This is a genomic window from Vibrio sp. H11, assembly GCF_004804295.1.
Taxonomy (GTDB): Bacteria; Pseudomonadota; Gammaproteobacteria; order Enterobacterales; family Vibrionaceae; genus Vibrio; species Vibrio ostreae.
Genome location: NZ_SSHN01000004.1, coordinates 385978 through 397860, shown reverse-complemented (window position 1 = coordinate 397860; position 11883 = coordinate 385978). Strand labels below are relative to the sequence as shown.

Sequence of the window (11883 nt, the reverse complement as noted above, 5' to 3'; positions counted from 1 at the left end):
AAACGTACGATATTTGGTTAAATTAACTGATATTGATTGTAGGGGTATCGAATTTTCAGCGTACACATGTAGGGTGTAGTTGGTCTTTAGGCGAACGGATGTGCACTGAAAGAGTGAACAGTAGGACTCTGAAAACAAAAAAGGGCTGGTAAGCCAGCCCTTTAACGTGGTGTTGCGGATCTCAGTCAGCTTAGAAAGTACGGCTGTACTGTAAGCCCAATAGGATCGCGTCAGCATGAGTGGTTGCAGTCAGTGTTGTACCAGAATCATTCTCTTCAACATCAACGTCTTTACCCATCAGGTAAGTGGCACCAAAATCAACATTGGATTTGTCATCAATCTTGTAGGTAAAACCTGCAGATACCCACTGGCGGTCGGAATCAGGAACCGAAATAGAAGCCTTCTCATCCTGAGCACTGGTGTCGTACATGTAACCGGCGCGCAGGGTCCAGTCTTTGTTCAGGTAGTAAGTACCACCCAGAGAGTAGTGCCAGCCGTCCTGCCAGTTGTAGGATTTGTCGTAGCTACCGTTTGAGGTTGCACCGACCGCGGAACGTGAGGAATCCAGATTACGGAATTCGATTTTGTCAAAATCGCTCCAGCCGATCCATTGCACACTGTAGTGCACGGCAAACTTGGTGTCTTTGATCTTATGGAAACCAGAGAATTCAGCGATGTCCGGCAGTGGCAGGGTGATTTTCTGGCCTTCGTCATCTTTAGCTTCAAAGTCTGGGCTGTAACGGTAGGACAGACCAAAGCGGTTGTTTTCATCCAGTTCGTAAACCGTACCAAGGTTGAAACCAACCTCCCAGCCATCCGCTTTATCCACGTCCAAGAGCGAAGTGCCCTGACCTGGGATGACTGTTGCTGGTGGTACAACAACGGTTGACGGAGGGAAGCCCTCACCGGCAACTCGCTTCATCGTGCCTTGAGCATAGATTAGATCCAAGCCGGCGCCGAAGCTCCATTGCTTGTTCAGGCGGTAAGAGCCGGATAAGCCGAAGTTGATACTTTTCACATCGGTCAGGCCACCGTATTCAGATGCCGCATAATTGTCTGAAAATTCGGTTTTAGTACCGAAGTTGGAGTAAGCGCTAAGACCCCAGGCAAATTGTTCGTTGACTGGCACAATCAGGTACAGGTTTGGCGCGACTGAGGTTGAACCTACATCATCTGTATCTTCTACAGATGGCGTATTACCTAAAACTCCTGTGTACTGAACGTCTTTGACATCGATGAGAGTGGTAATGGTCTCAAAGCCCAGCGATAGAGATGTTTCATCGAACAGCGCCATGGCGGCCGGGTTACGCGCTAATACAGATGCGTTATCCGCGATTACAGCATCACCGGCGAACGCACGGCCAAGGCCGGTTGCCGATTGTGCATTGAGCTGGAAGCCCGCAGCTACTGCTTGCTGCGTAGCCAGAGAGATTGTCACTGCTAATAGTGACTGCTTAAACAGACGCGTCTTGTTCATGCTTTTTTCCTTTTTATTTCGCCTCTTCGGGCGTTAGTTTGAGCAATTGCTCAGTTGGTGGCTGATACTAGACGCTAGTATATAAGATAGAAATCCGACCATTGTCTAATTGGACGGTAAAGTTACAGAATTGGAGGTTAATTGGCACGAAAATGCGGATAAATGTAAAAATTTAGAGTTTTAACTCTATTTTAACATTTAAAAACCCGCTCAATAGAGCGGGTCGGAAAGATTATTTTGATGATTTTATCATCGGCATCAGATGGCGGGCGATTTTGTCGACGTTTTCACCCTCGCCACCAACCAGTATCAGGCTCATATTACCAACCGGTTTAATCACGCCTGTCATGCCATTCTGGTTGAAATTGACTTTGCCTTCAGCGGGCATATGGGTCAAAAACAGCGTGACTTTGCCGGTTTCGCCTTGGAATACCACATGCAAGGCGTTGGAGTCTCCGAAACCGCAGTGGTTAAGGTAGTAGACGTGGTACGGAAAGCTCTTGTCGAACTGATAATGGAACGGGCGCATCTTGGCGTTGATTTGCCGTGAGCTGACCTGTTCGTCAATCGAAGCTACAAATCCTTCTTCATTCAACACGTGGCTGACCGCCATCTCTGCCAGGCTGGCCTGGGCAGGTGGCACCAACAGGTTACCCCAGTTCAGTTGGCCAGCCAGAAGGCCGAACACAAATGCGACCGAGGCGGCCATTGCCATGGCGCGGCGCATAAAGCGTGGACGCACAACATTATCATTGACGGCGTTATGGCTGAACAAGATACGATCCGCCAGGCTGTCGGGCACATCGACCCGCATCGCCTCGGCAATTTTCGCATCAAGATTGAGAATATCTTCCGCATACCTGGCGTGACTGTCACTGGCCGAGATGGCCTGTTGTATCTCTTTATCGCGATGCTTCGGATCGGACAGAATGCGACGACGGAATTCTAATTCATCCATTTTGCTGCCCTCTGTAGTTGTCTGCGGAATCTAACATGTCTTTCAATTGATTGCGGGCTCTGAATAAACGAGTCATCACCGTGTTTTTATTGAGCTCCAGTATATCGGCGATTTCTTCGCCACTAAAGCCACCGATTACCTGCAAAAAAAGCGGTTCGCGGTAATCGATGTCCAGTTTCATGATTTGTGCCTGCAGCCATTCCTGTTGATGATGTGCATCATCAGAGACTTTGGCTTCGCTACTATAATCATCCAAATCGACCAAATCGAATTGCTTGCGTTCGAAACGACGCGCATTCTCCCGGCGTAAGATGGTGATCAGCCAGGATTTTGCCGCCTTTTCATCTTGCAGGCTATCGAGTGATTTCCACGCGCGCAGGCAAGTTTCCTGCACCAGATCCTGAGCCACGCTTTGATCCTGGCACAGCCAGTAGGCATAGCGGTAGAGATCGCGGTGGTAAGCACGAACCAGTGCTTCATATTTTTTTTGTCTGTCCATACCGGTATTGACCGGAGGTTTGGAAAATTTCTTTCCGATTTTTTTCAGTAATGACACAAAATTCTCCGTGCGCGAACCGTATGTGCTCAGTTTACTTACCAGGCTGAGTCCCGGTTCGGTTGTGAAATGTGGTCAGAGATTGTTCTGAATCAAGTTTAGGCAGTAATGCCCCTTCAAAACCACGATAAAATTGATCTAATTCAAAATGTGCTGTGCTGAGCGCGCTATAGTGGTTCACGTCATCTAGTTAGTCCTTGTGGCTAGCGTGTTGAGCAAGATGACACTTCCTTTTGAAGGCTGACTTTACTTTCTCCTAATCAGGAAACTGATTACTTTTCAATTGGCGTAAGTTAATTGCTTGAATACATTCCGACCACACAGTTCTGTGTGGTTTTTTTTTGCCGGTCATTTGCCAACCGACGGTACCGGTTACCGGCACAGCGTCAGGTTACCTGCATACGTGCTCTCTGTCTGTTTATTGAAAAACTTTCAATCTCTTTACTAACAACTGGGGTGATTGTGCGAGAGTAAACAAGAAATCGTGTGTTTCAGTGTGCATATCACGTTTATTTAAACGCTCGTTTGATTGTGTTAACAACTTGGTTACAATAGGTTCAGGTCAGACCTCTTATTGGAAGGAGAAACAATGGGCACTCAGCAAGTCACAACACGTTCGGGAGAGCGTGTGGCTATCGTTGCGGGGCTACGTACGCCTTTTGCACGGCAAAGTACCGAGTTTGCGCAGGTTCCGGCGCTGGATCTGGGCAAAATGGTGGTCAGCGAAATGCTGGCACGTTGCGATTTGGATCCGGCATTGATTGAGCAAGTGGTGTTCGGTCAGGTTATTCAGATGCCTGCTGCGCCCAATATTGCACGTGAAATTGTGCTCGGCACCGGAATGAACATCCATACTGACGCTTACAGCGTTACCCGAGCCTGTGCAACCAGCTTTCAGTCTGCGGTGAATGTCGCCGAGAGCATTATGGCCGGCACAATAGACATCGGTATTGCCGGCGGTGCGGACTCTTCTTCTGTACTGCCGATTGGCGTGTCTAAAAAGCTTGCTTCCGGTTTACTGGCTTTGAGTAAAACCAAAACTCTGGGCCAGAAACTGCAGGTTCTCAAATCCCTTTCGTTGAAAGATCTGATGCCGGTACCTCCTGCGGTCGCGGAGTATTCGACCGGTTTGTCAATGGGACAAACCGCTGAGCAGATGGCGAAGTCACATGCGATTTCCCGCCATGATCAGGATGCTCTGGCTCATCGTTCTCATACGTTGGCTGCTAAGGCATGGCAGGAAGGGAAAATTCGTGATGAAGTGATGACGGCGTTTCCTGAGCCGTATAAAAAGTGGATCGACCGCGACAACAATATTCGTCATGACTCGACCCTGGAAGGTTATGCCAAACTGCGTCCGGCATTCGATCGCGATTACGGCAGTGTGACTGCAGCCAACAGTACACCACTTACCGACGGTGCTGCGGCAATCCTACTCATGCGGGAAGGAAAGGCTAAAGAGCTGGGTATGGAGATCATGGGTTATCTGCGTTCCTACGCCTTTTCTGCGATTGGCGTCGAACAGGACATGCTGATGGGGCCATCGTATGCCACACCTCTGGCGCTGGACAGAGCAGGTATTACCCTGGGCGATCTGACCTTAATTGATATGCATGAAGCCTTTGCCGCGCAAACACTGGCTAACCTGAAAATGTTCGCCAGTGATTCGTTTGCCCAGCAAAAGCTGGGGCGCAGTCAGGCGATTGGTGAAGTGGATATGGATAAATTTAACGTACTGGGTGGCTCTATCGCTTACGGCCATCCGTTTGCCGCAACCGGCGCTCGCATGATCACCCAGACTCTGTATGAGTTGAAACGACGCGGCGGTGGGTTGGCGCTCAATACCGCCTGTGCAGCTGGTGGCCTCGGTGCAGCCATGATTCTGGAGGTGGAGTAATGAGTGAAGCGAAAGCGTTCCAGCTGAGTGTGGATGAACAGCACATTGCCTGGCTGGCGATTGATGTTCCCGGTGAAAAAATGAATACCTTGCAGGCTGCGTTTGCCGATGAAATGGCTGCCGTTTTTGCCCGGCTCGACAGCCAGAAAAATCAGCTCAAAGGTTTGATTGTGCATTCACTCAAGCCGGACAACTTTATCGCAGGTGCTGATGTGCGCATGCTGGAGGCGTGTCAATCTGCTCCGGAAGCCCAGGCACTGGCAGTGCAAGGGCAGCAGATGTTTCAGCAATTGAGTGAGCTGCCGTTCCCGGTAGTGGCGGCGATTCATGGCCCTTGTCTCGGCGGTGGTCTGGAGCTCGCTCTGGCTTGTGATTACCGGGTTTGCAGCGATGATGATAAAACCCGGCTGGGCCTGCCGGAAGTCATGCTGGGGCTGCTGCCTGGCTCCGGTGGGACCCAGCGCTTACCGCGTTTAATCGGTTTGCTGCCAGCATTAGATTTGATTCTGACTGGTAAACAATTACGTGCCCAAAAGGCCAAAAAGCTTGGTGTGGTGGATGCGTGTGTGCCGCAATCGGTGTTACTCGATGTGGCCAGAAGCTTTATCGACAACAAGGGTAAGCGAAAGTCTCCGCTTAAGCTGTCGGCAAAAGAACGTCTGATGTCGCGTACCGGTGTCGGCCGTAAAGTGATCTTCGATCAGGCTGAGAAAAAGACCCGGCAGAAGACACGCGATAATTATCCTGCCGCCAAAGCGATTCTGGAAGTGATCCAACATGGTCTGGAAAAGGGATTGCAGCCTGGCCTGGAACTTGAGGCCAAGCGCTTTGGTGAACTGGTGATGACCTCTGAGTCCAAAGCACTGCGCTCGATTTTCTTCGCTACCACAGAAATGAAAAAGGACCATGGCGGCGACGCTAAACCCGCTAAAGTGCGCCGGATTAGTGTGCTTGGCGGGGGGCTGATGGGCGCGGGGATCAGCCACGTCAGTGTTGCGAAAGCCGGGCTGCCGGTACGAATTAAAGATGTGTCTAATGACGGTGTGCTTAACGCATTAAGTTACAACTATAAGTTGTTCACTAAGCAGCGTAAGCGCCGCATTCTGAGCCAGGCGCAGTTGCAGGCTAAAATGACCCTGCTCAGTGGTGGAACCGACTTTACTGCCTTTAACCAGACTGATGTGGTGATTGAAGCGGTATTTGAAGATCTGAAACTTAAGCAGCAAATGGTGGCGGATATTGAAGCCAATGCACAGGACAGCACCATCTTCGCTACCAATACTTCTTCTCTGCCGATTGGTCAGATAGCGGAGAAAGCTGCGCGCCCGCAACAGATTGTCGGCCTGCATTATTTTAGTCCGGTGGAGAAAATGCCGCTGGTGGAAGTCATCCCGCACGCGACCACATCGGATCAAACCATCGCGACTGTGGTCGAGCTGGCGCGTAAGCAGGGTAAAACGCCGATTGTAGTCAAAGACTGTGCCGGATTTTATGTGAACCGTATTCTTGCACCTTACATGAATGAAGCCGCGCAGATCCTGATGGGCGGTGAGCCGATTGAGCGTTTGGATTCTGCGTTGCTTGATTTTGGTCTCCCGGTTGGACCTATCACGCTGCTCGATGAAGTGGGTGTCGACATTGGCGCCAAGATTATGCCGATTCTGATTAATGAGCTTGGTCCGAGATTTAAAGGTCCGGAAGTCTTTGACACTCTGCTCAAGGATGGCCGCAAAGGGCGTAAAGCCGGTAAAGGTTTCTATCTTTATAAAGGCAGCAAAAAGAAAGAGGTGGATAAATCGGTCTATAAGCTGCTTAAACTGACGCCGCAATCGAAGCTGAGTGATAAAGATATCGCGATGCGCTGTATATTGCCGATGTTAAATGAGGCGGTACGTTGCTTAGATGAGGGCATCATCCGCAGTCCGCGTGACGGTGATATCGGCGCTATCTTCGGGATTGGATTTCCGCCATTTCTCGGTGGTCCGTTCCGTTATATCGATCAGATTGGGATTAAAGCTCTGGTTGAGATAATGAACCAGCACGCTGAAAAATACGGTGACCGCTTTGCGCCTTGTGATGGGCTGCTGACCCGGGCCGGATTGGGTGAGAGCTTTTATGCGGGATCAGTGGCGACATAAATAGCGGGCATGATCCGATATCAGCGGGGCCAGTATCGGCCCCGCTTTTTTATTTGTTCCGACTTTGCCTTGGCTGACGTTTCCCGGCTTACGCTTTCTAATAAAGGCGGCGATGCGTGATGGCTGGTATTCTAACTTGTCTGCCGAGTGTGCTAGCATTACCCGAATAATCAAGAACCTAAGAAGGACCCAATATGGACGCTCTTGAACTGCTGTTAAACCGTCGCTCGGTCGCCAAACTGGAAGCACCTGCGCCGGAAGGTAAAGCGCTGGAGAACATCATTCGCGCGGGCCTGCGTGCACCGGACCACGCCAATCTGACCCCGTGGCGCTTTGTGATTGCTCAGGGGCGCGGTTTGCAGAAACTGTCCGATATTCTGGTTAAGGCAGCGCTGGCAGAAAACAGTGAAGAAGCCGTGGTCACCAAATTGAAGAATGCGCCGTTTCGTGCCCCGATGGTCATTACGGTGATTGCCAAGGTCACGCCGCATGAGAAAGTTCCGGCACTGGAGCAGCATTTATCGGCTGGCTGTGCGGTGCAGGCGATGCAAATGGCAGCGGTAGCACAAGGCTATCAGGGGATCTGGCGTTCAGGTAACTGGATGTTCCATGCCGATGTGCGTGCGGCATTTGGTCTGGAAGGTGAAGATGAAATCGTCGGTTTCCTGTATCTTGGGACCCCGACCAGCACTCCGATGAAAGCTCCGGAACGTGAGCTGAGCCAGTTTGTGGAATACCTATAACTGCGCTGAATGTCAGCCTGTATGCCTTCTGTTCGGACCAGAACAAAAAATGCCAGTAACGCTAAGTTACTGGCATTTTATTGGGTTACTGTAGCCTGTTAGTGAATGTTGTAGGCAATCACGAAATCTATGAACAAGCGCACTTTCTCCGGCAGATGGTCTTTATGGTTGTAGAGCATATAGATGTCGCGCGGGTTAGCACTCCAGTCTTCCAGCACCCGAACCAGGCTGCCGTCGGCAATAAATTCGCGCAGCATGACGTCTGGCATCAGAGTGATGCCTAAACCTTCGGAGCAGGCGCTGCGCACGACATTCAGTGCGTTGGCCTGAAAGCGTCCTTTGTCGTTGTTGGTAACGACTTCGCCTTTGGTGCTGGTCAGTTGCCACTTGATCAGCGGGTAGCCTTTCAGCAGTGAGTGACGCACCAGATCTTCGGCATGTTTTGGCGCCGGATTGGTGGCCAGGTACTCCGGGCTTGCGACCAAAATATCTTTCACATCGCTGATTTTACGGGCGATCAGGCTAGAATCTCGTTGTGGTCCGACCCGGAAAATGACATCCCATTCGGTTGGGTCAAGCTGATCCGCATGGTTGCTGGTGGTCAGCTCAATATTGATTTCAGGATACTCGCGCATGAAGTCATTGAACATCGGCATCATCATGCGTTTGGTCAAATTGTAGGGCGCTGAAATCTTAATTTTACCGGAGGCACCACGACATTCATCGGTAATCTCTTCCGTCATGGAAGCCAGGCGCTGCAGCAAGGGTGAGCAATCTTTAAAGAAACGTTCACCGGCTTCGGTCAGCGACAGTTTACGAGCGTGGCGATTCAAAAGTCTTAGATTCAGCGAATCTTCAAGCGCTTGAATGCGTCGGGTAATGGTCGCTACAGGTATCATCGTCTTACGAGAAGTGGCGGTGTAGCTACCGTTTTCGACAACCAGTCGAAAAAGGTTTAGATCATCTAGTTTCATCGTTCCTGACACATTATTTTACGAATTTGAGTAATTTATACGTATATCCAAAGGCAAAGATTGAGTGATGTCAACTTGTTGGACGATTTGTGATATTCCATACATATAGTATGCAACCCAGGTGCAAAGTGGAATATTTGTATAAATCTTATTTCAAGGCTACTTTTAAGTAACGTGAGAAACCATCTTATAACAATAATTCAAATTGTGAACAGCAAACACATTGCAAACGCATAGTGGGGTAGGGAGCTATGTACAAAACACACATCGAAACGCCAGATATTTCGGCTGCCAAAGTGCCAGATGAGAAGTTAATTATGCTGGTGGATGACGACCCGATATTCAGGCGTATCACCAGCGGTTACCTGTCTGCGCAAGGCTATAAAGTGATGGAAGCTGAAGACGGACTGGACGGGCTGAGGAAACTGAGGAAGACCGAACCGGATTTGGTGCTGTGTGATTTGTCGATGCCCGTGCTGGACGGTATTGAGTTTGTGGAAGAGGTCAGCCTGGAGTATCCGTCGCTGCCCATGATTGTGGTGTCGGCCACCGACGAAATGTCCGACGTTGCCAAAGCGCTGCGTTATGGCATTAAAGATTTCCTCGCCAAGCCGATTGGCAATCATGAACACTTAAGTTGTGCCATTGAGAGTACGCTCGAGGACACCTGTAACCATTTGGCGGATCAACGCGATTTTGCCAGTCAGTGGTTCCAGGTCGATGGCGGCGGTGATATTCCTGAAGAGCAGGAGTTGCACTGGCATCTGGAGTATTTGCGAGACAACCCGAGTGCGGCCAAAGATCTGTTACATGCGTTGCTGCCGGAAAAAGACACTGCGCAGGGCGCGTGGAAATGCAGCTATCGTCTGTTGCAGTCAGCGGATGTGATGCCGTTAGTGTTTGACTATGCGTGGCTGATGAATGGTCAGTTTGCGTTTTATGTGGTGGATTCATCGAGTAGCCACGACAAAGGGGTGGCAAGTACTTTGCTGGTCCGTGCCCTGTTTAATGATTACTTACGTAACTTGCGCAGTTTTAGTGCCGATCTGAAAGATCTGGCGGAGATTGTCGAGCGTGGACTGGAATGCTCCGAGTGCGCCGAGCCCGTCGCGGCTCTGTTTGGGGTTGCTAATTTGTCAGACGGAACCTTGTCTCTCTTGCCCGCCGGGCTGGATAGCCAGTGGTCGAACGGTTACATGACGCAGCACATAGCCGCGGGAGTGAACCTGGGTGAAAACTGCCTTAAAAACTTCATTACCAAAGACTTACTGATTCACGATGCCTGTCAGCTGTCGTTGAGTTGTCTCGGATCCTGTAGCTTTGTGCTGGACATTTATCAGGGCAGCAATAACTGATCGTAGACTGCAACTGACAGCAGGCCAAAGCGATGGACACTGGCTCGGTTGCTTTGGTTGCTTTGGTTGCTTTTAGTTACCCTTTTAGCTACCTCAGGTAACTTAGTTGCTTTGGTAACATGGGTAGTGTACGTCAATCATATTTTGTCAGATGCAGGGCTTTGGCCCTGCATTTTCTTTTCAGCAGTTGAGCTGGTTTGCATCAGGGTTATCACGTGCAAAGGCAAATGTGAGCCAGTTAACCGGTTACTAATATCCCTGTTTATAGTCAGTGTTTATGGTGGGTTGTTTAAGTTATAGTCAGCGTCAATAATTAACCACCGCCTGGCGTGCGGTTTGGGATAACGCCGGCTGTAGCAAGCCGATTTCCGCAGTAAGTCGCCATAAAGTCGGGGATAAGCTGGTTTACTGGAGACGGGAGTCGGCAATAACAAGTCGGCAATAACAAAAAGTCACCTACAACAGAGAAGCGAATCATGGCAGACAAAGAGTTTAAAGAACCTTATAATGTTTTATACTTTTTAGGTTTCATCCTGGCCCTGTTAGTACCGACCTTACCTGCGACCCTGACCTGGCTTCGTGTGGTCAATGGTTACGCCGGGTTCTGATATCGGTTAAGGTTGGAATGACAGCTGCCTGCCGCTCATTCCACCAACGCGCTACCATGCTTTTGACCAGGTAGCGCGCACAATAGTTAAGTGAGGTTCACCATCAATATTCGACATGCTGTACTCAATGTTGTTGGTGTGCTGAGCGTTTGCCTGGGTGTCCTGGGTATCATACTTCCTCTTCTTCCCACCACGCCCTTTATTCTGCTGGCCAGTGCGTGTTTTTTCCGCAGTAGCCCCAGATTTCATCGCTGGTTGCATGAGCATTCGCTGTTCGGGCCGATCATTATCAACTGGCAGCAGAACAAAGCAGTATCGAAGCAGGTTAAGCAACGCGGTTGCGTATTTATTGTCCTCAGCTTTGCGCTTTCTATCGCTGTTGTTCCTCATCTTTGGTTAAAGAGTCTGCTGTTGGTCGGTTTAGTGGTGCTGATTATCGTGTTTCTGCGTCTTCCTACTCACGAGCTGGTTGCTAACCAACAAGAAAATCACTAGCATTGTGGAGAAGTGTGCCCGCTCTTCGAGTGGGCGTTTGTTTTTTCGGCACATGGAAAGTTTTTTACAGTGCAGAAACCGTAAATACCCCAAGCGGAGAGATGCCGCGTCGGGCCAATCAAAGTTAATTTTGTTATGACAACCGAAACTCTTTCACTGATTAAATCCAGCATCAAAAGCATTGAGAACTATCCAAAGCCGGGCATTTTGTTCCGCGACGTGACCAGTCTGCTTGAAGATGCTAAAGCTTACCAGGCGACTATCCAGCTGTTTGTTGATCGTTACAAAGAGATGGGGTTCACCAAGGTAGTGGGCACAGAAGCACGTGGTTTCCTGTTTGGGGCGCCACTGGCTCTGGAGCTGGGGTTAGGTTTTGTTCCTGTTCGTAAACCAGGCAAACTGCCACGTGAAACCGTGGGTCAGACTTACGATCTGGAATACGGTACAGACACACTGGAAATTCACGTAGACGCTATTCAGCCAGGCGACAAAGTACTGGTGGTGGACGATCTGCTGGCAACCGGCGGTACCATCGAAGCGACAGCAAAACTGATTCGTCAACTGGGCGGTGAAGTGGAGCATGCGGCGTTCGTAATCAATCTGCCAGAAATTGGTGGTGACAAGCGGCTGGAAGGTTTAGGCTTGAACGTTTACAGCATCTGTGAATTTGAAGGTCACTAAA

At 49.9% G+C, this 11883-nt stretch carries 11 protein-coding genes; 7 read left to right on the top strand and 4 right to left on the bottom strand.

Annotation, left to right across the window (positions count from 1 at the left end; genetic code table 11):
• Positions 1–190: 190 nt before the first annotated feature.
• From E6C74_RS08835 to E6C74_RS08825, 3 genes are all read right to left on the bottom strand, one after another.
• Entirely contained in the window at positions 191–1477 is a 1287-nt protein-coding gene (locus E6C74_RS08835) for an outer membrane protein transport protein (protein ID WP_136484335.1), read from the bottom strand.
• A 232-nt stretch (positions 1478–1709) separates the two neighbouring features.
• The gene (locus tag E6C74_RS08830; protein WP_136484334.1) at positions 1710–2435 is read right to left on the bottom strand and encodes a DUF3379 domain-containing protein; all 726 of its coding nucleotides are present in this window, start codon (positions 2433–2435) and stop codon (positions 1710–1712) included.
• Positions 2428–2934 carry a sigma-70 family RNA polymerase sigma factor gene (locus tag E6C74_RS08825; protein WP_240798158.1) on the bottom strand — a complete coding sequence of 169 codons (507 nt, stop codon included), beginning with the start codon at positions 2932–2934 and terminating at the stop codon, positions 2428–2430. Before E6C74_RS08825 ends, E6C74_RS08830 begins: the two co-directional genes overlap by 8 nt.
• Positions 2935–3580: 646 nt before the next feature.
• Between E6C74_RS08825 and fadI the strand changes: the two genes are divergently transcribed.
• From fadI to E6C74_RS08810, 3 genes are all read left to right on the top strand, one after another.
• Positions 3581–4888 carry an acetyl-CoA C-acyltransferase FadI gene (gene fadI, locus E6C74_RS08820; protein WP_136484332.1) on the top strand — a complete coding sequence of 436 codons (1308 nt, stop codon included), beginning with the start codon at positions 3581–3583 and terminating at the stop codon, positions 4886–4888.
• Positions 4888–7026 carry a fatty acid oxidation complex subunit alpha FadJ gene (gene fadJ, locus E6C74_RS08815; protein WP_136484331.1) on the top strand — a complete coding sequence of 713 codons (2139 nt, stop codon included), beginning with the start codon at positions 4888–4890 and terminating at the stop codon, positions 7024–7026. The genes fadI and fadJ overlap by 1 nt, the downstream gene beginning before the upstream one ends.
• Before the next feature lie 194 nt (positions 7027–7220).
• The gene (locus E6C74_RS08810; RefSeq protein WP_136484330.1) at positions 7221–7769 is read left to right on the top strand and encodes an NAD(P)H nitroreductase; all 549 of its coding nucleotides are present in this window, start codon (positions 7221–7223) and stop codon (positions 7767–7769) included.
• Positions 7770–7867: 98 nt separating this feature from the next.
• Here E6C74_RS08810 and E6C74_RS08805 read toward each other — a convergent pair whose 3' ends face one another.
• Complete coding sequence (locus tag E6C74_RS08805) at positions 7868–8743, bottom strand: LysR family transcriptional regulator (RefSeq protein ID WP_136484329.1); 876 nt, start codon at positions 8741–8743, stop codon at positions 7868–7870.
• A gap of 251 nt (positions 8744–8994) precedes the next feature.
• On the opposite strand from E6C74_RS08805, the gene E6C74_RS08800 reads away from it, so the two are divergent.
• The 4 genes from E6C74_RS08800 to apt all read left to right on the top strand — a co-directional run bounded on the left by E6C74_RS08800 (position 8995) and on the right by apt (position 11882).
• A complete protein-coding gene (locus tag E6C74_RS08800; RefSeq protein ID WP_136484328.1) occupies positions 8995–10098 on the top strand; it encodes a response regulator in 1104 nt (367 codons plus the stop codon).
• A gap of 476 nt (positions 10099–10574) precedes the next feature.
• Positions 10575–10706, top strand: coding sequence for a hypothetical protein (locus E6C74_RS21205; RefSeq protein ID WP_136484327.1), 132 nt, complete (start codon positions 10575–10577; stop codon positions 10704–10706).
• Between the two features lie 90 nt (positions 10707–10796).
• On the top strand, positions 10797–11201 hold the full coding sequence (locus E6C74_RS08790; protein ID WP_136484326.1) for a YbaN family protein: 405 nt from the start codon (positions 10797–10799) through the stop codon (positions 11199–11201).
• Positions 11202–11336: 135 nt separating this feature from the next.
• A complete protein-coding gene (gene apt, locus E6C74_RS08785; RefSeq protein WP_136484325.1) occupies positions 11337–11882 on the top strand; it encodes an adenine phosphoribosyltransferase in 546 nt (181 codons plus the stop codon).
• The last annotated feature ends 1 nt before the right edge of the window (position 11883 follow it).

Bases quoted from the DNA above. Each gene is read 5' to 3' on its own strand.
- E6C74_RS08835 (WP_136484335.1), bottom strand. From the start codon at position 1,477: ATGAACAAGACGCGTCTGTTTAAGCAGTCACTATTAGCAGTGACAATC.
- E6C74_RS08830 (WP_136484334.1), bottom strand. From the start codon at position 2,435: ATGGATGAATTAGAATTCCGTCGTCGCATTCTGTCCGATCCGAAGCAT.
- E6C74_RS08825 (WP_240798158.1), bottom strand. From the start codon at position 2,934: ATGGACAGACAAAAAAAATATGAAGCACTGGTTCGTGCTTACCACCGC.
- fadI (WP_136484332.1), top strand. From the start codon at position 3,581: ATGGGCACTCAGCAAGTCACAACACGTTCGGGAGAGCGTGTGGCTATC.
- fadJ (WP_136484331.1), top strand. From the start codon at position 4,888: ATGAGTGAAGCGAAAGCGTTCCAGCTGAGTGTGGATGAACAGCACATT.
- E6C74_RS08810 (WP_136484330.1), top strand. From the start codon at position 7,221: ATGGACGCTCTTGAACTGCTGTTAAACCGTCGCTCGGTCGCCAAACTG.
- E6C74_RS08805 (WP_136484329.1), bottom strand. From the start codon at position 8,743: ATGAAACTAGATGATCTAAACCTTTTTCGACTGGTTGTCGAAAACGGT.
- E6C74_RS08800 (WP_136484328.1), top strand. From the start codon at position 8,995: ATGTACAAAACACACATCGAAACGCCAGATATTTCGGCTGCCAAAGTG.
- E6C74_RS21205 (WP_136484327.1), top strand. From the start codon at position 10,575: ATGGCAGACAAAGAGTTTAAAGAACCTTATAATGTTTTATACTTTTTA.
- apt (WP_136484325.1), top strand. From the start codon at position 11,337: ATGACAACCGAAACTCTTTCACTGATTAAATCCAGCATCAAAAGCATT.